The following is a 24,468-nucleotide window of genomic DNA, read 5'->3' as shown; positions in this document are numbered from 1 at the left end:
AGAGGCGCCTGTCGCGGGAGCGGGTCAGAACGCCCGGCCATCCACGCGGAGGCCCGGGGATGAGCTGAGCCCTGGGGTTATCAGGTGGTGGTAGTCGAACGCCGCGCCGGGCGTGGCATCGGGCGATCGGTTGAAGGAGATGTTGTCGAAGGTGCCTCCGTAGGACATCTCATTTACGCTGCTCCCATCGGGCGAGAGGAGCCTGACGACGTCGCCATCGTTGTTGAGGCCCAGGCCGCCCGAGGATGCGGCCACGGTATCGGGCGTACCGGCCGGGAAGCCTCGAGCGCCACCAAAGACGACGAAGACCCGGCCGGGAGCGAGCGTGGTGCCGGGGGCGAAGACATGTCGCACGGATGCGGAGTCCGACAGGCTCCAGCGGGACAGGTCCGCGGTGGAGCTCCCCGCGTTGTACACCTCGATGAATTCGTAATGGGTATCCGACACGGTCTGCCCGGGCGGGATGGGCTCGTTGGGCAGGACCTCGTTGATGATGAGGTTGGACAAGGGCTCCGGGTCCGTGTCGCCGCCGGAGTCTCCCAGGTCGTAGCTGCTGATGACGGGATAGTGGTCGCTGACGATGTCGCCGTAGTTGGGAATCCACGCGTCCGGGCGCAGGATTTCGACGGAGCCGGGCAGGTAGTTCGCGGCCATCTCGTTGGAGGCGAGCGTGTGGTCGATGGCGTCGCGATAGTCGACGGTGGTGCGCAAGCCGCGCAGGGACAGTTGCTCGGTGATGAAGGTGTAGCGCTGCGTGTCGGCCACGAACGGCGCGAAGGGGCTGGGCAGCGGGGCGCCGTCGCTGCCTTGGGTGATGGACTGGTCGACATCGTCATTCCAGTCGCCAATGACGAGCACGCGCTCGGTGGGCAGGGATGTGTCGAGATACGACTTGAGCGCCGCACTGGAGCGTTGCCGCTGTCCGTAGGCGGTCTCGTTGTCGAACGCCTTCATGTGAACGACGATGACGACTAGGTGGGTGCTCACGCCCTGGACGGTCGTGGTGAAGTCCACGCGCAGGGGCGGGCGGCCACCGAAGTCCGCGTCGTTCTCGGTGAGGATGAGCTGCGCCCCCTGCAGCGTGAGGGTGCTGTCGTAGAGGATGCCGGGCTTCTGCTCGCCGCTGCTGTAGTAGGCCGTTCCGTTGGAGACGAAGGACGTGTCATTGGCGAGGAAGCCGTTGAAGCCAGAGAGCTGCGACTTGAGGGTGGCGAAGTCCGCGGCGTCCACCATCTCCACGAGGCCCCACACGTTGACCCCCGATTCGCGAATGATGTCGCGCGCGTGGGCAATCTGAAGGTCGTCTGTCGTTCCGCCTTCCGAGGTGGAGTCCGGCGGGCCCTGGTTGGGGGCGCCGAACCACTCGAGGTTCCAATGGCCCACTGTGAGGGGCGCGCTGGCGGTGCGCACGTGGAGGACCATCGCGTGCCAACCCTGCTGGCCCGTGGCGTCCGTCACTGTGACTGTGAACGCTGAGTACCCGAGCTCCGAGAGGGTGCCGCTGAGGGTTCCTGATGTTGAGAGCGTGAGCCCTGAAGGCGGCATCCCCGACACGATGTGCCAGGAAAGCGGCGCCTTGCCGCCGGATGCTTGCAGTTGGGTGGAGTAGGGCAGGTCCTTGCGCGCATCGGGCAGCGACGTGGTGACGACGGTGGGGAGTTCGTAGACCGTGAGGGTGAAGGCGCGTGTGTCCGTCCGTCCGTTTGCGTCGGTGACGACGGCCTGTCCGCTGGTGGTGCCGGGAGCGGGAGGCGTGCCTGAGAGCCGTCCGGAGGCGGAGAGCTGCAGCCAGGAGGGAAGGGGGCTGGCTGGAGCGAACGAATACGGCGCCTTTCCGCCGGTGACGGAGTACGTGGCGCTGAAGGACTGCGAGACATACCCGTCGAGCTGAATCGCAGGTCCATCCACGGACGGAGGCCGGTACACGACAAGGTCGAGCGCCCGGGTGGCGACGCGTGCGTCGGCGTCAGTGACTTGGACGGAGAAGGAGAAGGTACCCGTCGTGGACGCGGTGCCTTCGAGCAGGCCGGCGCTGGTGAGTCGGATGCCGGCGGGAAGCGAACCCGCGCTGAGCACCCAGGCATAAGGCGCGCGTCCACCCATCACCAACAGGCCTTGTCGATACGCGGCATCGGTATAGGCATCCGGTAGCGCGCTGGGGGTGAGGGTGATGCCGCCCTGGACGGTGAGGTTGAACGTGGCGGACGCCGCGCGGCCATTGGCGTCCTGGACCTCGACGGTGAAGGAGGCGGCTCCTGGTGCGCTGGGCGTCCCTCGGACAAAGCTGGCATCCAGTTGGAGGCCCGCGGGCAAGGCACCCGAGGTGATGCGGAACGTGAGCGGTGGTCGCCCGCCAACCGCGTGAAGCTCCGTGGAGTAGGCCGCTCCGAGCGAGGCGGAGGGGAGCGTGTCGCTCGCGAGATAGGGCGCGGTGAAGGCGGAGAGCGCGAGGACACGCTGGCTCGAATGCCCGGTGGCGTCCTGCACGTGGACGGTGACGGAGAAGGTGCCGGAGCTGGCGGGAACGCCGGAGATGTGCCCCTGTGCGTCGAGGCGCACGCCCGATGGGAGGGTGCCCTCCGCGAGCGCCCAGGTATACGGCGCTGTGCCGCCCGAAGCGTCGAGTTGCGCGGCGTAGTTGTCGCCGACGTAGGCATCGGGGAGCGTGGATGACGCGACCTGGAGGCCGGCGTTGAGCACCTCGAGCTCGAACGTGGCGCGAACAGTCCGTCCGCGGGAGTCACGGACCTCCGCGTCGAAGGAAGCGGTGCCCGCTGATTGGGGCGTCCCAGTGATTTCGCCCAGGGTGGAGAGGCTGAGTCCGGAGGGCAGTGCGCCCTGCGCGACGCGCCACGAATAGGCAGGCGTGCCACCCGAAGCGGTGAGGGAGCTGCGATAGGCCTGCGCGACGGATGCGGCGGGGAGCGCCTCCGTGGTGATGGCCAGGCCCGGTCCGGTGTCGTCAGTGTGGGGAGGCGCGGAGTCAGAACATGCGGTCAGCAGCAGCGCGAGGATGGGGAGCAGGGCGTGATGGGCGCGCATGAAGACTCCGGCCCGCGAAGGAGTCGGGCCCACGGATGAAGTGTCGGCACTGTAGAGGCAGCCGTGACGACGGCGCACAGGGTCCTACCGAACCCAGGGCAAAGAAAAGGGCCGCGGCTCACAAGGAGCCGCGGCCCGGATGCTTCATGTGGAAGCCGTCAGACTAGAAGTTGGGCAGGCCCCACGAAGGAGCGCCCACCGCCCAGTCGTCCTTCGTGTTGGTGTCCGTCGCGCTGATGCGGCGGACGCTGTTGCTGGTGGGATCGGCGTTGTTCGGAATACCTGCCCAGGATGCGGACACGTCACCGGCGGAAGGCGTGGACGTGTTGGTGCAGGGGGCACCTTCGCAATCGGCCGGTAGCCACTGGCCGGCAGCCTGAATGGCCTGCAGGTGGCCCGGGAAGGCACCGGGAGGGGTCCCCGTCGTCCGGAACGGCACCGCGTCCTGAATGGTTCCAGCCGCGTCCTGCACGAGAATGATCCGGCTCGAGTAGGTGATGGCATTGGTACCAATGCCCCTGAAATCCCATGCAGTGTCGTAGTGCGTGGGATTGGCACTCCGCGGGGCTTCATCCTTCGTCAGGGTCTCGGCCCTGAAAGGATTCGCCTGGGTGTCGACCGGGTTGAGGTGCACCACGATGATGTCGCCGACCGCGACGTCCACGTCGGGGAAGCTGGCGAGTGTACCGGGGTTGGCGGTGACGCTGTCCTGGACCAAGATGAGGCCTGCCGTGGTTCCCGCAGTGAGGACCTGCAGTTCAACCAGGTCCTTGGCGCTGCCGGACCCAGTCGCGTTCGGCTGCACCTCGGTCAGCTGGAGAACGGCCGGCGTGCGGTAGCCGCGGAACGTCTGCGTGCTGGCCTCCGAAGCCACAGAGCCTCCCGCCACGTCCGTCACGGTGTTCGCGACGGTGACGGAGTAGGTGGTGCCCGGGGTCTGCTCGCTCGTGGTCAGGATGACCCGCTGACCCTCGACGCGGAACTCGGAGATCGTCAGTCCCTCGGTGAGCGTGAACTGCTCCTGCGCGTTGGTGATGCTCGCCGCTGAGATGCTGCGGCTGAAGCTGAGCACGAGCTCCGTCAGCGACGTCGCCGAAGCCGACTTGAACGTCGGCGCGGCGCAGCCCGACAGAGTGAGCTCGGAGGCCGTGAACGCGGACGGCTGGGCGGCGGCATCGAACCGCCAGATGGGGCCCGCGTTCAGCGTGAACGTGCAGCCCTGGATGAGGTCGAGCTCGGTGGCGAGCGTCGTGGGCACGCGGAGCCGGAAGTTGGCGGTGCCAGCGATGACACCCTCGGTGGTGATCTGGAACCCAGTGTAGCCGGCGCCAATGCCACTGCCGGCCGCGGCAATCGTGCCCGTCAGGTAGGTGAGCTCGGACTCCACGGAGTCCAGGCCGTTCACCAGCGTGTCCGACGTGTCCGCGGAGCGGTTGACCGCGAGGCCGGCCGGGGTGGCGGTCGACTGGTTCTGAACCGGGTGGCCCTGGCTGATGACCGTGGTCCCGGTGACGGTGGCCGCGGAGCGCAGGCCGCCGGTGGTCGCCTTCGACGACACGGAGAAGCTGACCCGGTCACCCACGGCGACCGCGGCCAGCGCCGTCGCGTCGGACACGAACAGGGCGGGGCCCTGGGCCTCGGCCTGGACGAAGAAGCCGGGGAGTTCGTTGCTGCCCGTGACGGCAGGCTTGATGAACGTGACGAACGCACCCTCGATGGGCAACGCGGGGTCGAGCGCGCCATCCGCCGCATCCCGGACGGCCTGGATCTGCGTGCTGGTCGTCGCCACCGGCGTGGCAAAGCCCGAGTCCTCGCACGTGCTCGTCGTGGTGTTGCAGGTCTCGGTCAGACCGCAGGTCGCATTGCTGGTGCAGCCCTCCGGGTCGGTGCCCGCGTCGCCTTCGCCGGCATCCGGGTCGGTGCCCGCGTCTTCCTCGGTGCCCGCATCCGAGCCCTGGGAGATGTCGCGCTGCTCGCACGTTCCAGAGTTACAGGTCCACTGCTTGCCAGCGGCCGGCGTGCCCTTGTCCGTGCGGCAGTCAAACTGGTCAACGCATTCGTCGCCACATCCCGTGCCCATCGTGACCATCACGGCCGTGACGACCGCCGGGAGCCAAAATCGTCTCTGCATGAGTTCCCCTCCATGGGAAGCAGGTTGCGTCCCCCTTACACCTGAACCGGAGGGCAATCCAATGTCCGCTCCTGGTGACATGGGCATTTCACACAAGAGGTGACCGGATTTTCAGGCGTTCAGGGATTGGCCTGAGGAGACCTGGCCGGAGGGCCGGAATACAGGTCGATGACTTCGGAGATGGCGCTCTGACACACCGCGCAGAATGGGACGCGATCCCGAGTGAACATCACGCAGTCGACCTGTGGCCGGTAGTAGCCCTTCGACTCGTACATGGCCCCCTCGAAGGCTCCGACCCGGCCTGAATACTTCTGTGAGGAAAGGAACTTTTCCTCCCAGTCCCGCTGGGCCAGGAAGAGCTTGTCCATGTCTGACTCGGGCTTTCGCTGCGCCCGAATCTGGCCGCGCTGCTTCTGCACGGCGGTGGCATGCTTTTCGTATCCCTCCTTGTTCCAGGGGGTAGGCAGGGGTGTTCCTGGTGACACCAAGTGCTTCCACTTCAGGTCTTCCGGGGAGTGGAGCGCGGTGACGTTCTTCTCCCAGGGCTCCAGGCGGTCCGCGGCGGGCGCATAGACGGATTCAGAGGTGTAGTACTCGTCCGCCAGCCCGGCGAAGTGGTGGCCGAACTCGTGCACGAAGACGTAGGGCGCCCACAGGCTGTCCGAGGCGACGGTGCCGTAGAGCCCGAAGATGCCGCCGCCGCCGTAGGTGTTGCCGTTGACCAGGATCTCCACGAACTCGTAGGGCGCGAAGGCCGCTGCCTCGCGGAAGGCCTTGTTGTCGAAGGTGAGCACATATCGCTCACTGCCAAAGGCATCGTAGGTGGCGCCGATGGGAGAGCGCCGGTGGACGCCGGTGGAGGGGCGCGAAATGCCGGACTGGGCCGCGGCGGGGACGAGCCCCCACACGTTGAAGTCCGACTTGCGCTCCTTGAAGGGAGAGAAGGTGAAGAGGATGTCCACCATGTGCCGGGCATCCTTCTCGAACTTGGCGTGCTCGGCCTTCGTGTAGCCGTCCCCCAGGATGAGCAGGTCGACCTGCTGCGCTGACGGCCCGTTCTCCAGCAGTTTCAACAGCGGCCCGGGAGCGGGAGGAGACGAGGAGTCGACGAACATGTCCTTCGGGTCGACAACCAGCGACCACACCTCGCGGAAGGCATTCTGGGCATCCCGCTTCTTGAGGAGCACCTGCACGGGGCGCTCAGGCGCGGGGAAGCGGAGCGACTCATGGAAGGTGCGGTTGCTGCTGCGCGCCTCGTCCGTGACCTCCCACTCGCCGTAGATGGACGCAAAGCCTCGCGAGAACAGGAGCCGGTTGTTCTTTCTGTCTCGGACCTCGAAGAGGTACTTGCCGAGGTTCGTCTCGTCGATGGCCCGTTCCGGGTGGCCGGGCCAGGGCAGCGGCTCGATGACGACCTTGTCGAGGCTGAACCGTTCCTCGGTGGCGTTCCCGGTGTGGAAGTAGTCGACCCGGAGGGTTCGGGGAGAGGCCGCGGAGGCGCTCGTGGCCAGCAGCAGGACGAAGAGGGCTCGCATCATGGGCGGCACTCTATGCGCCGTGATGGCCCGGTGGTGTTTGTTGACGCGTCTCTCCTATCCAGCACTCGACGTGCCTGCTTGCCTGCGCGAGAGGTGGAATGACTCGGATGGTCCACCTCTCGCGGAATGCGTGTCCTTGGATTCGTGAATAGTGCGTCAGAACGAACCAGACAGTGAGGCCGCCGCGCCGTGGCTGTCCGCGGAGAGTCCGACTGAGACGGGCGGTGCCGAGCTCGAATCAGGAGACAGGAGGTAGAGCACCGCGCCCGTGACAACTGCCGCGCCGCCAGCGACGAGCAACCCATTGAGGACGTTGCTCTTCTGAACCAGCGAGTCGCGAAGCCCCATCGCCTCCTTGTCACTGGACAGAATCCGGCCGTTGTCGAGCCGCTTCTCCAACGCGTTCACATCTTTCTGGGCAAGAAGCCGGACGATGCCCGCGCCACCGAATGCGGCCACACCCGTTCCCAGCGCGACATACGAGGCCGTGCGAAGTCCGGAGGTGGAGCGTGTCCCCGACGCGTCGCCCTCTGACAGAAGGTTGGGGGCCGTCAGGTCCAAGCCGCCTGCTGACGCGCTCCCGTTCCTGCCCACGTTCCCGGAAGATTCCCACGGGGCCTTTCCATTGGCGTTCATCACCACGAGGTTGGAGGGTGAGCGGCCGGTTGTGACGAAGTCGACCAGCGCCGCGAGTGCCTCGTCCGGCGCGTCCGCGCCCTGGGTCTTGAAGCCGCCTTCGCGGAGCTTCTGTCCTCCTTCGACATTGAGGACGGTGGCCGCGAACCACTTGGGCCCGCTGCTCGGGCGCTCGAGCCGGACGACGATGACTTCCTCCACGCCGAGCGTGCCGCCCAGCCGGACCGCATGGCTCAGCGTGCGCTCGTCGTTGCCGTCGGAGGTGGCGAGGCAGGGGAAGGGGCTCGCGGAGACAGCGCCCTCATAGGCCACGTCGACGAGTAACGGCGTCTCCGTGCCCTGCACCTGGATGTGCCGTGGGAAGCTCGTGGTGGCGCCTTTGACGAGCGTGAGGTGATAGGTGCCCGGGACGGCATCGAGTGACAGGGGCGTCTGCCCAAGCTTGAGCCCATCCAGGTACACGTCCGCGGCGGGCAGCGTGGACTTCACGGACAGCTTCACCTTGCGCGTCTGGGCGAGTTCCTTCCGGAGCTTGTCGAAGTTCTGTCGAACGGAAGGGGCGAAGTAGTCCGGGTTTAGCTGGTACTCGGTCTGGAGCCGCAGCACGTTGCGGAACGCCGTGTCGCTCTCCTTCGGCTTGCCCATTGCGCGGTAGTTGAGGCCGTGGAGGAGCTGGGCTTCGACGTAGAGCTTCCAGCGGGCGTCTCCCACGGGGAGCCGAGTGATCTGCTGCAGGGCTTCGTCGACGGCCTGGAGCGTCCTGGCGTTGCGGCCTTCGTAGAACTGGTCTTGGGCTGCTTCGAGCTGCCGCTGGAGGTCCTCGTAGCTCTTGGTGGGCTGTGGGAAGAGCCGGTCGCTGAACTGGTTGGCGGTGAGGGTGTCCTGCTCGGGGCGCGAGGCGAGGGCACCCAGGAATGCCTTGGCCTGCCCGCTCAGCTCCGCGTCCTTGCAGTCGCCGCTGGCCACCACCGTGCGGCGGGGGGCCGAGTACGCAGTCGTGGACACAAGGCATGCGACAATTGCTGTTGCGATCCTCATCTTTGACTCTCTTGGATACGTAGCGGATGGGCTGGGGCTTGATTTATTGGTTTCGCCGATACACGACAATTTCGACGTGTTGTTCTTCTCTTGGCTCGGTCCAGGTCAATGCCAGATTCCCGGAGCTGTCTGCGTCGAAGCTGTGCGCTCCTATGGAGGTTCGCGTTCCGGGAAAGGCCGCCCGGCTGTTCCATACGAGCTGCCAGTAATTGTTCTCTAGGCGATGGACATTGATCATTCCCCCCAGGGTGTCATATTCGGTCGACACTAGGAGGAGCGCATCGTTGGTGGTGAGAGTGCTCCCACGGACTGTTCGGATGCTCGTTGCGTCCGTCCGCGGCGGAGTTCCTAGCGAGACCCATTGGTTGTTGGACCAAATGCTGGAGAACAGGTCATCTTGTGTGCCTGTGCTGCTACCCGTCCAGGAGATGATGGGTTCGTCAGCTGAGTTGAAAAGGAGTGACCTGAGACCGGAGGAATAGGAGGTTGGGTTTGCGCTGCTGTTGACGGACTCTCCTAGTTGCGCCCACTCGCTTCCCGTCCAGCGCCAAACGACGATACGTCCCTGCATCTCAGTTGCGGGATGCGCAAGGGCGATCGTGGGGTTGTCAAGAGAGTCTAGCGCGAGCTGGGGCGTCCGTACTGAGTAGAGGGAGTCATACACAGGAGGACCAATTCGCTGCCACTGCTCATGGGTCCATTGATAGACTTGGATACCGCCCTCGGCGTCTTCTGGGTCCATGTTGGTTGCAACGACAGGCCGACCGTCGCTGGTGAGCGCGAGTGCGACATCCCATGCATGGGGTCGTGCAGGAACGATTCCTTCGCTGCCTCCAAGTCGTTCCCATGTTTCGCCATTCCATTGCGCGACGTGAATGTAATTGCTTGACTCTGTGCCGAGGTTCTCCGTCCAGGCGATGATTGGATTTCCATTTGGGAGGATTTGGAGATTGGGGGAGAAGATGGTGAATTCTTCTGGACTCGTTTTCAGCCCGCCGCCGAGCTGTTCCCAGGAGTCGCCATCCCATCGGCTCACGAAAAGGTTCCCGGCCTGACCATCAAATCGATGTGTCAGAACTGTAGGGTGCCCGCTTGGGCCAAGCTTGAGGTAGGCAGTAACTCCCGTATAGGGATGGCGTGGAACGATTGAGTGCGTCGGATACGGCACGAACTCAGGAACAGCCCAGCTCCACGCCTCCCCCAGATTCACGGCGGCATTCCCAGCCAGGTCCGTCACTGTCCCTGAGAAGGCCAGCGTCACGGTGCTCGGCGCGGTCACCTGTGTCACGGGCACCACCGTCACCGTCTTCCCATCCTCCGACAGGGACACCGTGTGGGCCACGGCCACGTCGCCCACTGTCAGGTGCACGGACTCCGTCGTCACGGTGCTCTGCTTTACGGGCTCGGAGAATTCGGCGCGGATGGGGCTCTGCACCCAGACCTCCTGGGCGCCCGGTTCCGGCACGCGTGACACCACTCGCGGCGGCGTCCGGTCCACCACCACCTCGCGGTTCGCGCTCACGTACGCGACATCTCCCAGCGCCGCGCGCGCCTCCAGCCGGTACGTCCCTTCCGCTTCTCCCGCTGTGTCCCAGGTGTACGTGTATGGCGGCGCCAGCTCCGCCATCACTTCGCCGTCCTTGAGCAGTTCCACGCGGTCCGGCGTATGGCCCGTCACGTCGAGTCGGACCTCGACCACACCATTCGTGTAGGCCGTTCCCGCCGGCGCGGTGATTCGCACCTCTGCCTGTGCGGGCTCGACGGCCGGCACGTTGATGCACGCGGACGCACACAGGAGGACGACGGCCGCCGTCCAGGGCGGCGGAAGGAAGCGTTCGGAGATGTTCATGGCTCGCGGGCCGAGTGCAGGTTGCGTTCCGTTTCCTGCCCGACAGTCGCTCGCACATACCAAGCCCGCTCCGCTTCCTCCAACCCACCTGTGCTCCGCGAAAAGCCGAGCCATCTCCACCCTTTACCCGCGTGCCACCCCGCCTCCACGTCCCGTGCGGACGCACCGCTTCGCGCCCAGCCCCCCGTCCCGGCAGTGGACCCCCATCCCCGGCGGCGGTCTGGGACGTGGACCCTCGCGCCGCTCTACCGCCTACCCTCCAACCAGGTGCTCGATGACCCGGTGCGTCGCTGTGTGCAATCGCCATCTTCGCGAGGGGAACTCAGGCCATGCGGTGGGGCTCGGCCCGACAAGGAGAACGCGGACATGAAGCGAGCCTGGAAGAACCAAGTCGTCGTCGTCACCGGCGCGTCCAGTGGCATTGGCCGCGCCACCGCGCTGGCCCTGGCGAAGAAGGGGGCCCACGTCGTCCTGGCCGCCCGGCGCGAGGAGCCGCTGGAGGACCTGGCTCGCGAGTGCCGGGGGCTCGGCGTCCAGGCCCACGTCGTGCCCACGGACGTGTCCGATGTGGCCGCCGTGCAGCACCTGGCGGACGAGGCGCGCAACGTCTTCGGCCACTTCGATGCGTGGATCAACAACGCGGGCGTCTACCTCATGGGCCGTCTCGAAGAGACACCGGATGACGCCTTCCGACAGGTGATGGAGACGAACTTCTTCGGCACTGTCAGCGGCGCTCGCGCCGCCGTGGCCCAGTTCCGCCGGCAGGGCTACGGCACACTGGTCAATGTCTCCTCGACCTTTGGGGCGGTCGCCGCGCCGTATGTCAGCGCCTACGTGGCCTCGAAGCACGCCGTGCGCGGCTTCTCGGCGTCTGTCCGCCAGGAGCTGCTCGGCACCGGCATCGACGTGTGTACCGTGCTTCCCGCGGCCATCGACACGCCGCTATGGCAACACACCGCCAACTACACCGGCTGGCGCATCCGTCCCGTGGAGCCCGTCTACACGCCGGAGCGCGTCGCGCGCGCCATCCTCCGGGTCCTCCGCAGCCCCAGGCACGAGGTCTTCGTCGGTCCCGCAGCTCGGAGCTTCGCCGCCATGCACGGCCTGCTGCCCCGCACCTTCGAGCGCACCATGAACGGCGTCACCGAGGCCCATCACTTCGAGAAGGAGCGCCAGGGCCACACCTCTGGGACGCTCTTCCGTCCGATGGCGGAGGGAACGGGGACCTCGGGGGGCCACCACGCGGCGGGTAAGCAATGGCTGCGCCGGCTGCTGGTCGCCGGGGGCGTGGCCGCGGCGGCGTTCTCCCTCGGAAAGAAGCGGGAGGCACGGGGGCTGAAGGCCCGTTTCGCCCATGCACTGGGAGTATGAGGGTCCTTTTTGCGTCACGACGCGTCACCGGTTGCTGCTCCGTGACCGGGCCATGACAAAGCGTGGAGAGAGTCCCGCTCGCCATGAATGACATCGCCGTCCTCGTCAACCTGCGTGCACGCCGGGGCTCCGAAGGCATGGGAGGGCTGGTCCAGCGCTTCCTGCCCCGGGCACGCGTGGCGCTCACCCGTTCGCTCGACGAGGCCCGTGCCTGGATTTCGGACACGCTCCGGCCCAATCCGCCCTCCCTCCTCCTGGCGGGCGGTGGTGACGGGACGATTACGGGGCTGCTCAACGAGCTGCGCACCGCGGGGGTGGCCCTGCCGGCCATTGGCGTGCTCCCGATGGGCACCGGCAACGCCTGGGCCCGCGTCACCGGCGCGCCCCGGCCCGCGGAGGCCTTGAAGCAGATCGCCGCCGTGGGCGAGCGCCTGCCGCCCCTGCGCCCCTTCGCCCTGGTCCGCGTGGAGGGCAAGGTGGCCCCCTTCGCCGGCACCGGCTGGGACGCGGAGATGATTCAGGACTTCAAGAACCAGCTCGCCGCCTCCGGTCCGCTGCGCAGCACCCAGGCTGGCCTGCGCGGCTACCTGGGCGCCATGTTCACCCGGACGGTGCCTCGCCACCTCTTCGGCGAGGGCAACCCGACGGTGTCCGTCTACAACCTGGGCGACCCCGCCCTCACGGTGGACGCGCGGGGTTCCGTGCAGCCCGTGCCGCATGGGGACAAGGGCGCGCTCCTGTACCGAGGGCCCGCGGGCGTCGCCGGCGCGGCCACCACGCCCGAGTGGGGCTTCGGCTTCAAGGCCTTCCCCTTCGCGCAGGCGGTGCCCCACCGGCTGTCCGTGCGCGTCTATGGCGCCGGGGTGGTCGAGGCCACCCGGAACATGTTCCGCCTCTGGCGCGGCGAGCACCCGATGCCCCACATGCATGACTGGTTCGTCCAGCGCCTGCGCATGGACTTCGACCGGGAAGTGCCCTTCCAGATGGGTGGCGACGTCATCGGCATGCGGCGCTCGCTGGAGTTCGACCTGGCCGAGGAGAGCGTTCAGCTCGTCGACTGGCGCCAGTTGTCGCGCATGGTCCGGACCTAGGCCGCGCGGGCCCGGCGGCCACTCCGTCCGCGACTTGACCCGGGTGTGTTCCGGACACTATGCCGGGACCCGTGAGCTACACCTATGAGTACCCCAGGCCGGCGCTGACGGTGGACTGTGTCGTCTTCGGTCTGGATGACGAGGACCTGAAGGTGCTGCTCATTCGCCGCGGGGTGGAGCCCTTCGCCGGGCGGTGGGCACTGCCGGGGGGCTTCGTGCGGATGGAGGAGTCGCTCGACGACGCCGCGCGCCGGGAGCTGGATGAGGAGGCGGGCATCCGGCCGAACCACCTGGAGCAGCTCTACACGTTCGGCGCCCCGGGGAGAGATCCACGCGGGCGCGTCGTCACGGTGGCGTACTTCGCGCTGGTGAAGCTCAGTGACCATGTGCCGCATGCGGCGACGGACGCGCGGGACGCGGCGTGGTTCTCCGTCTGGGATACGCCGAAGCTGGCCTTCGACCACGTGGACGTGCTCGGCACGGCGCTACAGCGGCTCAAGGGCAAGGTCCGCTATCAACCCATCGGCTTCGAGCTGCTGCCTCCCAAGTTCACGCTGACGCAGCTTCAGCGGCTGTACGAGGTCATCCTGGAGCGGGAGCTCGACAAGCGGAACTTCCGCAAGAAGATCCTCGCCATGGACCTGCTCGAGGAGCTGGACGAGGTGGAGCAGGACGTCTCCCACCGGGCAGCGCGCCTCTACCGGTTCGACCACAAGAAGTACAAGCAGTTGGAGAAGGCGGGCTTCAACTTCGAGCTCTGACCCGCTGCGGGCTCGAGGGAGGCCCCGGCAGCTCGTGACATTGACATCGTGTCATTTGGACACTATGTTGGTGTCATTGAGACACGAACATGGGCGCGACCCAGGTTCGTGAGAGGCCGCTGCCCGTGGGGTGTCCACTGGCTGAAGCGTGCCGCCGTATCGCCGCCTGTCTCGCCGCACGTGCCCTTTCAGGGCCACGGGAGAGCCATGTCCGCGCTGCCCTTCGACGTCGCCGCTGCCTCGGTGCTGGGCCGGGAGCACGCCCGAGCGGGTCGCAACAACCAGGATGCGCTGTGCATCCGCGCCAGTGAGCATGGCCTGGTGGCCGTGGTGACGGATGGTTGTGGCAGCCAGCCCTGCAGTGAGCTGGGTGCGCAGCTGGGCGCGCGCAGGTTGGCGCGGGCCGCGCTGGTGCGGCTCGCGGACGGTGAGCGCGTGGACGAGCCCACCTTCCTCCCAGGCCTTCGTGAGGATGTGCTGTGTCTGCTCAGTGAGCTCCGGGCGGACCTGGGGCGGGAGGTGATGGGGGACTTCCTCTTCACCGTGGTGGGCGCGGTGGTAACGCCCTCGCTGACGCTCGTCTTCTCCGCGGGAGACGGCGTGTGGGCGCTCAATGGCGAGGTGCATCCGCTCGGGCCGTTTCCGGGGAACGCGCCGCCCTATCTCGCCTATGCGTTGATGCACGGAGAGGACGTCGCGCTGACCACGCGGGCCCTGGTGCCCACGGAGGACGTCCACGCACTGCTGCTGGGCACCGATGGTGTGGCGGACCTGGAGCGACTGGCCACCACGCGCATGCCTGCGGGGGATGAACTCGTCGGGCCGCTGTCGCGGCTGTGGACGGAGGACCGGTACTTCGCCAACCCGGATGCCCTGCGCCGCCGGTTGGCCTTGCTCAACCGAGAAGCCGTGCGCGCGGACTTCGCCTCCCAGCAACTGTCGCGAACGCCGGGCTTGCTGCCGGATGACACCACGCTGGTGGTGCTGCGCCGCCGCATGGGGAGGGCGTGAGGCCATGGACGTCTGGCTCGAAGGCAAGAAGGTGCGGTTGAACCCCGCGCGAGCGCTGGGCAAGGGCGGCGAGGCGGACGTGTTCGACCTGGGGGATGGCCGCGCCCTCAAGGTGTTCAAGCCACCCGAGCACCCCGACTACACGGGCCTGCCCGCGGAGCAGGCCGCGGCGCGCGTCCGGTTGGACGAGCACCAGCGCAAGCTGCGCGCCTTCCCTGCAGGACTGCCCGGCCGGGTGGTGGTGCCCCAGGCCTTGGCGACGGACAAGAAGGCGCGCGAGGTCCTGGGCTACGCCATGCGCAAGCTGGACGGCGTGGAGCCCTTGCGGCGCTTCGGAGAGCCGTCGTTCCGCAGGGCAGGCGCGGCGTCCGGGCGGGTGGTGGACCTGCTGCGCGAGCTGCATCGGACGCTCGACGCGGTGCATGCGTCGGGCGTGGTGGTGGGGGACTTCAACGACCTCAACGTGCTCGTGGCGGGGACGTCGGAGGCGTACCTCATCGACGCGGACAGCTTTCAGTTCGGCGGGTTCCTCTGTCCGGTGTTCACGGAGCGCTTCCTCGACCCGCTGCGGCTCGGGAGCACGGGCACGCAAGGGTTGGTACCCAGCCGCCCCGCTTCCATCGAGAGTGATTGGTATGCCTATGCCGTCGCGGTGATGCAGTCGCTGCTGTGCGTGGGGCCGCACGGAGGCGTCTACAAGCCCAGGAGCGCGGCTGCTCGGACGACGTCCGCGGGCCGGGTGCTCCAACGCATCACCGTGTTCCATCCGGAAGTGCAGTATCCCAAGCCTGCGCTGCCGCTGGCGACCTTGCCGGACGACGTGCTGCACCACCTGCACCGCGTCTTCGTGGAGGACCTTCGCGGCGTCTTTCCGTATCCGCTGCTGGAGGGGCTGCGCTTCACCCCCTGCGCGTCGTGCGGCGTGGAACATGCGCGAGCGGCCTGTCCGACGTGTCAGCCCCACGCCACAGCGACTGCCACGCCGGTGACGTCGGTCCGAGGCCAGGTGACGGCGACGCGGTTGTTCTCCACGCGAGGCGTGCTGGTGCACGCGAGCAACGAGGCGGGCATCCTTCGCTGGCTCTACCACGCGGAAGGCGCGTACCGGCGCGAGGACGGACGCGTGGTGCTGCGCGGGGAGCTGGACCCGTCGCTGCGCTGGGCCTTGCAAGGGGACGTGACGTTGGTGGGCCGGGGCGGTGAGGTGGCGGTGCTGGCGCCCGGCCGGCCCCCGGACCGCATGGGCGTGGATGCGCCGGAGGGCCAGTCCGCTTTCGCCACCAACGCGCGGCACCGGTACTGGGCCGTGGGCGGCGGGCTGTGGCGGGACGGTGCATTGGGGCCGGAGCGCGTGGGGGCGGTGCTCGAAGGACAGACGCGGCTCTTCGTGGGGCCACGCTTCGGGTTGGGCTTCCATCGCGCGGGAGGCCTGCGCGGCGCCTTCGTCTTCGATGCGGAGCGCCTGGGCTTGAAGGATGGACTGTCGCTCCCCTGGCCCACGGGAAAGCTCGTGGACGTGGACTGTGTCTTCGATGGGGCCTCCGCCTGGCTGTTCCTGGTGGAGGAAGCCGGTGGGCGCACGCTGCATCACTGTGTGGTGGTGGGCCACGACGGGGCCGTGCGCGCGAGCGCGGTGGCGGAGGCCGGTGACGGCTCGTGGTTGGGCAGCGCGCCACGTGGACGGTGCGCGGCGGGCGACGCGCTGTTCTGCGCCACCGATACGGGGCTCACCCGTGTGGAGCTTCGGCAGGGCCGCCTGGAGGCAGTGCGCGAGTTCCCGGATGCCGAGCCCTTCGTGGACGCGGGCTGCTCGCTCTACCTCGTGCGGCAGGGGCTGGCGGTGGTGGGGCGGCAGGACATCACCGTGCTGCGAATGAACTGAAGGGACGTTGCTCAACCGCGTGGAGCGGGTGCCTCCACGCCTCACAGGAGGTAGGACGATGAAGACGCAAGTGAAGGCGCTTCCGCTTCCGAGGTTCTACGACGCGGCCCATGCCGGGCAGTTCGGATACAGCCCTGACGCGGGAAAGCTCCAGGTGGAGGCCCAGCGCTGGCGCGCGGCGAACGACGTCTCCATGTCGGCGACGGACGCGTTCAACCTGCACCTGTTGCTCATCGACGTGCAGAAGGACTTCTGCTTCCCGGAGGGCTCGCTCTACGTGGCGGGACGCAGCGGGCGCGGCGCCGTGGATGACAGCCGTCGCATCGCGGAGTTCATCTACAGCAACCTCGGTGCGCTGACGAACGTGACGGCGACGCTCGACACCCACTTCGCATACCAGATTTTCTTCCCGTCCTTCTGGGTGGACCAGGACGACCAGCCGCTGACGCCGTACCGCGAGGTGACGCGCGAGCAGATTGAGCGTGGGCAGGCGCGGCCCAACCCCGCCATGGCGAAGTGGCTGTGCGGTGGCAACTACCCCTGGCTGCTCAAGCAGGTGAAGTACTACTGCGAGGAGTTGGAGCGAGCGGGCAAGTACACGCTGTACCTGTGGCCGCCGCACTGCCTGCTGGGCAGCGACGGGCACGCGCTGGCGGGGGTGGTGCAGGAGGCGCGGCTGTTCCACTCCTTCGCGCGTGGCATGCAGTCGTGGGCGGAGGTGAAGGGGGGCAATCCGCTGACGGAGAACTACTCGGTGCTGCGCCCGGAGGTGCTGGGGCGGCATGACGGCCAGCCGCTGGCGCAGCGCAATACCCAGTTCCTCAAGACGCTGATGACCGCGGACGCGGTGGTGATTGCAGGGCAGGCGGCGAGCCACTGCGTGAAGAGCTCCATCGACGACCTGCTCGGGGAGATTGTCGCGCAGGACGCGGCGCTGGCTCGCAAGGTGTATCTGCTGACGGACTGCATGTCGTCGGTGACGGTGCCGGACGGCAAGGGGGGCTTCGCGGCGGACTTCACTCCGCAGGCGGAGGCTTCGCTGAAGCGCTTCGCGGACGCGGGGATGCACCTGGTGAAGTCCACGGACCCGCTGGCGAGCTGGCCGGACCTGCGCATCGCCTGAGCCTCGCGGCGCGAGGCGCAACGACACACCGCAATCGCTTCGCCTGCGCTCGCGCGAGCGGGACAGGCGGAGCCCTGCCCTCGGGAGAGGGAGAAGGAGCACGGGACATGAGCAGCAAGGCGAATGGCAGTGGCATCCGGAAGCTCTTCGATGACGCACACGCGGAGGGCGTGCTGAGCCCGGCGGGATTGCAGGCGCTGACGGTGGTGGACCTGGGCGCGCAGATTCAGGCGGGGCTCGGCGTCTGCGTGGAGGACGTGCAGTCCAGCGAGGTGGTGCTGGTGACGGTGATGCCGGATGACTCGGGGAGCATCGACTACTCCGGGCATTCGAAGACGGTGTGTGACGGGCACAACCTGGTGTTGGACGCGCTGCTGGCGAGCAAGCAGAAGGACGGCGTCCTCTTTCACACGCGCTACCTCAACGGGTTCGTGCTGAACCCGTACCGGCCGGTGGAGGACGTGGTGCGGATGCATGCCAGGAACTACCGGGCGGACCATGGCACGCCGCTGTACGACCAGTCGGTGGTGCTGCTGGGCACGGTGCTGGCGAAGGCGCAGGAGTTCAGCGCCAACGGCGTGCCGGTGCGGACAGTGACACTGTTGATTACGGATGGCTCGGACCAGCACTCGACGTCGGCGAAGGCAAAGGACGTGGCGGCGCTGGTGAATGACCTGAAGCGCGCGGAGAATCACATCGTCGCGGCGATGGGCATCAACGACGGGAGCACGGACTTCCGGCGCGTGTTCCGCGAGATGGGCATCGACGACAAGTGGATTCTCACGCCAGGGCAGAGCGCACAGGAGATTCGCGCGGCGTTCCAGGTGTTCAGCCAGTCCGCCGCGCGGGTGAGTCAGGGGGCCGCGAGCTTCAGCCGGACGGCGCTGGGGGGCTTCGGGCAGTGAGGGGCACACCCAGGGGGGCCGTGCTCCTGGGCGTCTCACGCAAGACACCGGCTCCAGGCCCAGGTTGCGGGTGGCGATGGCGCTTGATGGAGGTAGCGTTGCGCGGCCATGTCCGACAGCCCGCGCGTCCTCCTCATCGCTGAACGCTTTCCTCCCGACATTGGCGGCCTGGCCCGCAGTGGTGCGCGCACCGCGGGCTCGCTGGTGAAGCTGGGCGCCCGGGTGGACGTGCTGGCCTGGACGCGCACGGCGGCGCCAGGCGCGCTCCAGACGGTGGAGGACGCCGGGGACGTCTCACCCTTCGCGCGGGGTGTGACGCTCCACCGGCTGGGGTTGTTCGGCAGCACGGACCTGTCCATGCAGCACACGCTCGACGTGCTCGGCTATCTGCACGCGAAGCAACGCTATGACCTGGTGTGGGGGCACTACCTGTCTCCGCCCGGGTTCCTCGCCGTCGCCTTCGCCGAGTCCGTGGGCATTGCCTCCACTGTCAGCGCTCGGGGCAATGACGTGGACCAGCTCATGTTCCCTCCGGGCGACTTCGCGCGCCTGCTGTGGACGCTGCAACGTGCCCGCGTCCTCACCGCGGCCTCCGCGGACCTGGGCCGGAAGATGTGCATGCTCCTGGGGCGGGACGAAACCGTGGAGGTCATCCCCAACGCCGTCGACACCGGCATCTTCTCCCCCGGCCCCGCGGACCCGGCGCTCCGGGAGCGGTTGGGCATCGCCCCAGACGAAGCCGTGCTCGGCTTCTCCGGTGAGCTCCGGCACAAGAAGGGGCTGCCCTTCCTGCTCTCCGCCCTCACCGAGGTGCGCCGCGTCCGGCCCGCGTGCCTGCTCGTCATCGGCGAGGTGCGGCCGCGCGACGCCGAGCACCTGGTCGCCTTCCGCGCCGAGCACCCCGAGGACGCCGCGCGCATTCTTATCTCCGGGCCGCTGGACACACCGGAGGCCATCGCCGCGCACCTGCGCCTGTGTGACGTCTACCTCCAGCCGTCGCTGTGGGAGGGCATGCCCAACGCCTTGCTGGAGGCCATGGCCTGTGCCCGGCCCGTCATCGCCAGCGACGCTGGCGGCATCCCCGAGGCCGTGGACGCCGGACGCAACGGCTTCATCGTCTCCAAGGCCCTGCTCAATCACCTGGGGCAGGCGTGCCTGGATGTCCTCTCCCTGCCGCTCGAACAGCGCGCCGCGATGGGCGACGCCGCCCGTCAGCGCATCGAGGAGCGCTTTCAGGCGCACGCGGAGGCAGAGGTGCTCCGTCGCGTGCTGGCCCGCGCCATCCCGAGCCGCTCCTCATAGGCGCTCACCAGGGCTTCGCCCGCGCGGCTCCATGGGAAGTCGCGCTCCACTCGCGCCCGTGCCTTCGCGCTCATCGCGGGGCCCAGGGCGGGGTCCGCCCGCAGGGCCTTCACCGCTTCCACAATCGCCTTCGCGGAGCCCGGCCGAATCAGCATCACCTCGTCCGGCGCCGCCAGGGTGCTCACCACGGGGAGGTTGCTGGCCACCACGGGCGTCCCGGTGGCCATGGCCTCCAGCAGCTTCAGCGGACAGCAGCCCTGCACGCAGTTGCGGTCGTTGAAGGGCAGGGGCACCAGCACCACGTCGCAGGCATGGTGCAGCGCCGCCAGCTCCGCCTGGGGCAGGGGCTCCAACAATTCCACTGTGCCCTCCAACAGCAGGTCACCGCACCGGTCCATCAGCGCCCGTCGTGTGTGCCGGCGCAGCGGGCCCACCAGCGTCAGCACCGTGGGCATGTCCCGCCGCAGCAACCGGCAGGCCTCGATGGCATGGTGCACGCCCTGCCAGGACGTCATCGTCCCGCTGTACAGCAGCCGCACGGGGCGCCCGGGCTCCCGAGGGCGCGACGGCGCGTACCGGAACACCTCCAGGTCGGCGCCGTTCGGAATCACCCGCACCCGCGAGGGGTCCACGCCCCGGGTCGTCACGAGGTACTCCGCCGTCACCGTGCTCGGGGTCACCACCAGGTCCGCGCGCGAGAGACAGACGTCCTCCTGCGCCACCAGCTTGCGCAAGAGCTCCGCGTCATCCGCCACGTCCGGGTAGTGATACTTCAGCTCGATGGAGGGCAGGCCGTTCACCTCGAAGACGAGCGCGTCCGTCAGCGCTTCCTTCCGGCAGGCGACGGGGTAGCCCTCGAAGATGGAGCGCACGTGTACGACGGAGGCTCGCGGTCTTTCGCGCCACCATGCCGCCAGGTGCGAGCGGAACGACAGGGCCTGGGCCATCAGGTCCTTCCCGCGTGATTCCAGCGGGTGGTACGTCACGCCCTCCATCAGCGCGAGCGGCCCGGTGGGCGCGGTGGGACTGTCCCGGAGCGCGACCAGGTCGACTCGGCCAAAGGCCGCGCCCAGCGACTCCACGAAGGCCCGGATGTGCACCGCGGCGCCCTTGGGCGAAGGGAAGCGGTCGAACGACGCGTAGACGATGCCGGTGCCGGGATGGGGAGACACACTCGTGTTGCTATCGCGGCTCGGCCGGGCCGGCAAACAGGAGGGTTTGACCCCTACGGCAGGGGCCCTTACGCTTCCCCTTTCTTTCGTTCCGCCGAGGGGGCGCGACTCACCGTGGCATTCAACATCGACCGCTTCCGCGAGGAACGCGTCTACAGATGCAGCGGCCCCATCAGGGAGTTGCAGGAAGACCTCGAGCGGCTGCGCCTCCTGGACATGGATGTGGAGCGGTCGCGGCGGAAGTGGCGGAAGGCGGCCTGGGTGTGTCTGGCCGCCACCGTCGCCATCTTCATCTACCGGATGATGCTGGATGAGGGGCTCGAGGACGCGCTCGCGCAGCGGCTCACCCTGTGGCCGGGCCTCGTGCTGCTCGCGGGGACCGTGGGGTGCTTCGTCGTGTACCTTCGCTTCCGGCGCCTGGACCTGGAGAACCGGCGGTACACGCTGGCCTCTCAGGTCATCCATCGGCTGCGCCGTGACATCGGCCCTGACGCGTCGGTGAGGCTGGAGCTCGACTTCACGCCCGCGGACAGCTCGGAGAAGCTGCTCGGCAAGCACACCACGCCCAGCGGCTGGAACGCGGAGAACTTCAGCGACCCGTGGTTCTCCCTCCAGACGCGGCTGCTGGACGGCACGCACCTGCGCATCGCCATGGTGCAGCGGCTCATGAAGCGGTCGCGCACCCGGCGCAGCGCCAGCGGCAAGTACAAGACGAAGCACCGGCAGGACAGCTGGGCGTTGCTCCAGGTCCAATTGCGCGTGAAGGCGGCGCGTCACCAGGACCTGGCGCTGCTCGAGCCGGAGGCCCGTCGGGCGATGCGCCTGCCGGAGGACGTCGCCGTGGACAAGCTCCAGTTGGGCGAGGACCGGATGGTCCTGCGCACCCTCGTGGAGCAGGACTGGGATGCCGGGCCCAACGTGCAGGGGGACGCGGTGGATGCGCCGAAGACGGTGGTGATGATGCTGCTGAGCCTCTACCAGGTCCTCAACTACTCCAGACAACTGCGTCAGCAGGCGAAGGCTTCGTGATGATGGGCATGGGCCGGTTCCTTCTCTGTTGTTCCCTGGTCGCGCTCACGGGCGCCGCCGGGTGCTCCAAGCCCGGTGACGCCGAGGCGCCGCGAGCCGTTCGCGCTCAGGAGGCCGCTGTCGCCCCCGTCGCCGCCGCGGACGTGAAGGGCCTCGAGGGCAAGCTCAAGTTCAAGGACGACGCCGACCGCGAGCGCTTCTCCCTCAAGCCGAAGGATGACGGCGCCAAGCTGGTGGATGGCGAGGAGCGCGAGCTGGCGCGCTACAAGTGGAAGGGCGCGGCGCTGAAGGTCTCCGGCCCGGATGACGTGGCGCTGGGGTATGTCGTCGGCTCCGCGGGCGGGGCGCTCACCGTGCGGGACGGTGAGCAGCGGCAGGTGCTGTTCACGCTCGCGCGGCAGGGGCCGGGCTGGCGCCTCAACGACATGAAGGGCACGCTCCTGTACTCCGTGTGGCCGGAGGACGACGGTGCTCGCATCCAGGACGGCGCTGGCGCGGACGTGGCCCGCGTGAAGGTGCGCGAGGGAAAGGTCTCCCTGCGTGATGCGCAGGGGCGCACGCTGCTCGCCACCAAGTCGCTGCTGGCGGCGGAGGCCGCCGCGTGTCTCGCTTTCGAGGCGCTGGAGCTGCCGCTGCGCATGGCGCTGCTCTTCCACCTCCAGGCGCCGCCGTCCCAGGAGCTGGCCCAGCCATGAGTGGATTGGTCTGCCAGGAGAACGTGGGCTTCCTGTTCTCCCATGGCTGCGGGAGCCCCGCCGCCATGACGTGCATGCAGTGCGCGATGCCGCTGTGTGAGCAGCACGTGACGTCCGTGGGCGCGGAGATGCTCTGCGCGACGTGCGCGCGGCAACACGAGGACTACTCGGGCGACCGGAGCGGCGTGGACGAGGACCACCCGAGCTACTACTACGACAACTACGGGTACTACGGCGCCTCCGCCTCGTCGGGGAGCGGCAGGGCCCACGACGCCAACGATTTCACCGAGGCTGACGGCGAGAGCCTCCGCCACGAGGACGACGCCTCCTTCGAGGAGGACATGGGCGGGAGCTGATGGCTGGCCGCTGGCTCGTCTATGCGCTCGGAGGCGGCATGGGGCACCTGACCCGCGCCTCCGCGTTGGCTCGTGCGGCCTCGCGCCGAGGGCACGCCGTCGTCCTGCTCACGAACAGCCCGTTCGCGAGCGGGCTCCCACTGGAGGACGTGCTGGGCACCGGTGTCGAGGTGTTCCGGCTCAACCCCGCGCTGGGGCGCGAGGCCGTGGGCGAAGTGGTGGAGCAGTGCCTGGCGGACGTGCGCCCGGACCTGTTCGTCGTGGACACCTTCCCCCGGGGGCTCGGAGGCGAGCTGGCGCCGATGCTGCCTTCCGTGCGCGCGCGCAAGGTGCTGATTCACCGCGACGTGAATCCCACCTACGTGAAGCAGTACGGCCTGGCGCGGGCGGTGGACGCGTACGACCTGCTGCTCGTCCCAGGTGAGGCCGCGCCCTTCGCGAACCATCCTCGCGCTGTGAGGACCGCGCCCTGGCTGCTCCTGCGTGCCAGCGAGCTGCTGCCCCGCGACAAGGCCCGCGCGCGGCTGGGCGTGCCCGCGGAGGATACGCGCGCCCTGGTGGCGGTGATGGGCTGTGGCACCCCCGAGGAAGTGGGGGAGGCGGGGCACATCGCCGCCCGGCTGGACGCGATGCTGGGGCCAGAGGCCGCGGTCCGGTGGCTGGTGCCGCCCGGAGCGGCGATGGATGTGCCCGCGCCGCGCGCGAAGCAGGGCAGCCGGGCCGGGGCTTCCCTGGAGGAGGGCCTGGCCCTGCGCATGGCCACGTGGCCCGCGCTGGCGGTGCTCCCTGGCGTGGACGTGCTCGTCGGCGCGGGAGGGTACAATACCGTGCAGGAGGCCCGCGTCACCGGGACGCCCTTCGTGGCGCTCGCGCGGCCCCGGCTCTACGACAGGCAGGCCCTGCGGCTGCGCCCCGAGGAGCGGGCGGGCTCCGTGGAGGCGCTGGTGACGCGCGCCGCCGGGCTCGCTCGTGCCCGACCGGCTCGGAGCACGAGGCCCTACGTCAACGGGACGGACGACGCGGTGACGCTCATCGAGCGCACCGTCCTCAGTGCTTGAGGTCCTTGTGCCCCGGCGCCGGGTCGATGCCGTGCGCCATGATGAAGTGGTAGAGCGCCTGCGGGTCTTCCTTGGGCCCGCCCATGAGCTCCACCAGGAAGTGGCCCTGGGCGCCCGTGTCCGGGTCGGGGGCGATGTTCACCTCCGTCACCTCGCGGCCGGGGATGACCAGCTCGCCCACCAGCACCTTTCCCTTGAGGACCTGCACGATGTGCTGGCGCTCCTCTTCCAGGAGGGCCCAGTGGAAGTCGTCGTGGTCATACAGCATGGCGTCCACGGAGCCGCACCGCAGGATGCAGTGCGTGTGCTCCTGGAGCCAGCGCCAGAAGCCATCGAATTTCAAGGTGCGTACCGGCTGGGAGATGATGTCCATGGAGACCTCTCGCTCGTCGGCCAGGGCGCTTGCCGGCCACGTATCGCCCCTCCCTAGCACGGCTGGCGCCATCCGGTGATGTCCCCTTTCAGGGAACGGGTCAGG

Annotated in this window: 19 protein-coding genes; 12 read left to right on the top strand and 7 right to left on the bottom strand. The window is 68.3% G+C overall.

The features are described from left to right. Window positions 1-24: 24 nt before the first annotated feature. The 5 genes from FL344_RS01180 to FL344_RS01160 form a co-directional block, all read right to left on the bottom strand. Window positions 25-3,042, bottom strand: a complete 3,018-nt coding sequence (locus tag FL344_RS01180) for a putative Ig domain-containing protein (protein WP_141617170.1) — start codon at window positions 3,040-3,042, stop codon at window positions 25-27. Between the two features lie 163 nt (window positions 3,043-3,205). Further along, window positions 3,206-5,173, bottom strand: a complete 1,968-nt coding sequence (locus FL344_RS01175; protein WP_141617169.1) for an Ig-like domain-containing protein — start codon at window positions 5,171-5,173, stop codon at window positions 3,206-3,208. A gap of 119 nt (window positions 5,174-5,292) precedes the next feature. Beyond that, on the bottom strand, window positions 5,293-6,711 hold the full coding sequence (locus tag FL344_RS01170) for an IgA Peptidase M64 (protein ID WP_194862936.1): 1,419 nt from the start codon (window positions 6,709-6,711) through the stop codon (window positions 5,293-5,295). A 156-nt stretch (window positions 6,712-6,867) separates the two neighbouring features. Then, window positions 6,868-8,454, bottom strand: a complete 1,587-nt coding sequence (locus FL344_RS01165) for a PEGA domain-containing protein (RefSeq protein WP_141617168.1) — start codon at window positions 8,452-8,454, stop codon at window positions 6,868-6,870. After that, on the bottom strand, window positions 8,429-10,234 hold the full coding sequence (locus tag FL344_RS01160; protein WP_228564665.1) for an Ig-like domain-containing protein: 1,806 nt from the start codon (window positions 10,232-10,234) through the stop codon (window positions 8,429-8,431). The genes FL344_RS01165 and FL344_RS01160 overlap by 26 nt, the downstream gene beginning before the upstream one ends. Window positions 10,235-10,600: 366 nt before the next feature. On the opposite strand from FL344_RS01160, the gene FL344_RS01155 reads away from it, so the two are divergent. The 8 genes from FL344_RS01155 to FL344_RS01120 all read left to right on the top strand — a co-directional run bounded on the left by FL344_RS01155 (window position 10,601) and on the right by FL344_RS01120 (window position 19,680). Beyond that, window positions 10,601-11,605 carry an SDR family oxidoreductase gene (locus tag FL344_RS01155; RefSeq protein ID WP_141617166.1) on the top strand — a complete coding sequence of 335 codons (1,005 nt, stop codon included), beginning with the start codon at window positions 10,601-10,603 and terminating at the stop codon, window positions 11,603-11,605. An 83-nt stretch (window positions 11,606-11,688) separates the two neighbouring features. After that, entirely contained in the window at window positions 11,689-12,696 is a 1,008-nt protein-coding gene (locus FL344_RS01150) for a diacylglycerol kinase family protein (RefSeq protein WP_090493847.1), read from the top strand. 71 nt (window positions 12,697-12,767) lie between these two features. Next, complete coding sequence (locus FL344_RS01145; protein WP_011557111.1) at window positions 12,768-13,457, top strand: NUDIX domain-containing protein; 690 nt, start codon at window positions 12,768-12,770, stop codon at window positions 13,455-13,457. Between the two features lie 207 nt (window positions 13,458-13,664). Next, a complete protein-coding gene (locus FL344_RS01140) occupies window positions 13,665-14,468 on the top strand; it encodes a protein phosphatase 2C domain-containing protein (RefSeq protein ID WP_090493846.1) in 804 nt (267 codons plus the stop codon). Between the two features lie 4 nt (window positions 14,469-14,472). Next, window positions 14,473-16,350 carry a hypothetical protein gene (locus FL344_RS01135; protein WP_194862935.1) on the top strand — a complete coding sequence of 626 codons (1,878 nt, stop codon included), beginning with the start codon at window positions 14,473-14,475 and terminating at the stop codon, window positions 16,348-16,350. Between the two features lie 58 nt (window positions 16,351-16,408). After that, window positions 16,409-17,473 carry a nicotinamidase gene (locus tag FL344_RS01130; protein WP_141617164.1) on the top strand — a complete coding sequence of 355 codons (1,065 nt, stop codon included), beginning with the start codon at window positions 16,409-16,411 and terminating at the stop codon, window positions 17,471-17,473. 107 nt (window positions 17,474-17,580) lie between these two features. Further along, window positions 17,581-18,378, top strand: a complete 798-nt coding sequence (locus tag FL344_RS01125; protein ID WP_171410186.1) for a hypothetical protein — start codon at window positions 17,581-17,583, stop codon at window positions 18,376-18,378. Window positions 18,379-18,486: 108 nt separating this feature from the next. Continuing rightward, window positions 18,487-19,680 (top strand): glycosyltransferase, encoded by a 1,194-nt coding sequence (locus FL344_RS01120; RefSeq protein ID WP_141617163.1) that lies wholly within the window; start codon window positions 18,487-18,489, stop codon window positions 19,678-19,680. Here FL344_RS01120 and FL344_RS01115 read toward each other — a convergent pair. Further along, the gene (locus FL344_RS01115; RefSeq protein WP_141617162.1) at window positions 19,611-20,852 is read right to left on the bottom strand and encodes a glycosyltransferase family 4 protein; all 1,242 of its coding nucleotides are present in this window, start codon (window positions 20,850-20,852) and stop codon (window positions 19,611-19,613) included. The genes FL344_RS01120 and FL344_RS01115 overlap by 70 nt on opposite strands. Window positions 20,853-20,966: 114 nt before the next feature. Here FL344_RS01115 and FL344_RS01110 point away from each other — a divergent pair, with 114 nt between their 5' ends. Genes FL344_RS01110 through FL344_RS01095 form a run of 4 tightly spaced genes read left to right on the top strand, consistent with a single transcriptional unit; the run spans window position 20,967 to window position 23,990 of the window. Next, window positions 20,967-21,881: a hypothetical protein gene (locus tag FL344_RS01110; RefSeq protein WP_228564664.1), complete on the top strand. Its 915-nt coding sequence runs from the start codon at window positions 20,967-20,969 to the stop codon at window positions 21,879-21,881. Continuing rightward, window positions 21,878-22,576, top strand: coding sequence for a hypothetical protein (locus tag FL344_RS01105; RefSeq protein ID WP_141617160.1), 699 nt, complete (start codon window positions 21,878-21,880; stop codon window positions 22,574-22,576). The genes FL344_RS01110 and FL344_RS01105 overlap by 4 nt, the downstream gene beginning before the upstream one ends. Next, on the top strand, window positions 22,573-22,932 hold the full coding sequence (locus tag FL344_RS01100; RefSeq protein WP_141589696.1) for a hypothetical protein: 360 nt from the start codon (window positions 22,573-22,575) through the stop codon (window positions 22,930-22,932). The genes FL344_RS01105 and FL344_RS01100 overlap by 4 nt, the downstream gene beginning before the upstream one ends. Beyond that, window positions 22,932-23,990 (top strand): hypothetical protein, encoded by a 1,059-nt coding sequence (locus tag FL344_RS01095; protein WP_141617159.1) that lies wholly within the window; start codon window positions 22,932-22,934, stop codon window positions 23,988-23,990. Before FL344_RS01100 ends, FL344_RS01095 begins: the two co-directional genes overlap by 1 nt. Here FL344_RS01095 and FL344_RS01090 read toward each other — a convergent pair. Beyond that, the gene (locus FL344_RS01090) at window positions 23,980-24,363 is read right to left on the bottom strand and encodes a hypothetical protein (RefSeq protein WP_026114098.1); all 384 of its coding nucleotides are present in this window, start codon (window positions 24,361-24,363) and stop codon (window positions 23,980-23,982) included. The genes FL344_RS01095 and FL344_RS01090 overlap by 11 nt on opposite strands. Between the last annotated feature and the right edge of the window lie 105 nt (window positions 24,364-24,468).

It is taken from the genome of Myxococcus sp. AB036A (assembly GCF_006547355.1).
Taxonomy (GTDB): Bacteria; Myxococcota; Myxococcia; order Myxococcales; family Myxococcaceae; genus Myxococcus; species Myxococcus virescens.
Note: the sequence above shows the minus strand (reverse complement) of the source record. Positions and strands in the feature narration are given on the sequence as shown.

Excerpts from the sequence above, each read along its gene's own strand:
- FL344_RS01095 (WP_141617159.1), top strand. The coding sequence starts at position 22,932 with ATGGCTGGCCGCTGGCTCGTCTATGCGCTCGGAGGCGGCATGGGGCAC.
- FL344_RS01155 (WP_141617166.1), top strand. The coding sequence starts at position 10,601 with ATGAAGCGAGCCTGGAAGAACCAAGTCGTCGTCGTCACCGGCGCGTCC.
- FL344_RS01180 (WP_141617170.1), bottom strand. The coding sequence starts at position 3,042 with ATGCGCGCCCATCACGCCCTGCTCCCCATCCTCGCGCTGCTGCTGACC.
- FL344_RS01175 (WP_141617169.1), bottom strand. The coding sequence starts at position 5,173 with ATGCAGAGACGATTTTGGCTCCCGGCGGTCGTCACGGCCGTGATGGTC.
- FL344_RS01100 (WP_141589696.1), top strand. The coding sequence starts at position 22,573 with ATGAGTGGATTGGTCTGCCAGGAGAACGTGGGCTTCCTGTTCTCCCAT.
- FL344_RS01130 (WP_141617164.1), top strand. The coding sequence starts at position 16,409 with ATGAAGACGCAAGTGAAGGCGCTTCCGCTTCCGAGGTTCTACGACGCG.
- FL344_RS01135 (WP_194862935.1), top strand. The coding sequence starts at position 14,473 with ATGGACGTCTGGCTCGAAGGCAAGAAGGTGCGGTTGAACCCCGCGCGA.
- FL344_RS01170 (WP_194862936.1), bottom strand. The coding sequence starts at position 6,711 with ATGATGCGAGCCCTCTTCGTCCTGCTGCTGGCCACGAGCGCCTCCGCG.
- FL344_RS01120 (WP_141617163.1), top strand. The coding sequence starts at position 18,487 with ATGTCCGACAGCCCGCGCGTCCTCCTCATCGCTGAACGCTTTCCTCCC.
- FL344_RS01160 (WP_228564665.1), bottom strand. The coding sequence starts at position 10,234 with ATGAACATCTCCGAACGCTTCCTTCCGCCGCCCTGGACGGCGGCCGTC.
- FL344_RS01140 (WP_090493846.1), top strand. The coding sequence starts at position 13,665 with ATGTCCGCGCTGCCCTTCGACGTCGCCGCTGCCTCGGTGCTGGGCCGG.
- FL344_RS01090 (WP_026114098.1), bottom strand. The coding sequence starts at position 24,363 with ATGGACATCATCTCCCAGCCGGTACGCACCTTGAAATTCGATGGCTTC.
- FL344_RS01125 (WP_171410186.1), top strand. The coding sequence starts at position 17,581 with ATGAGCAGCAAGGCGAATGGCAGTGGCATCCGGAAGCTCTTCGATGAC.
- FL344_RS01150 (WP_090493847.1), top strand. The coding sequence starts at position 11,689 with ATGAATGACATCGCCGTCCTCGTCAACCTGCGTGCACGCCGGGGCTCC.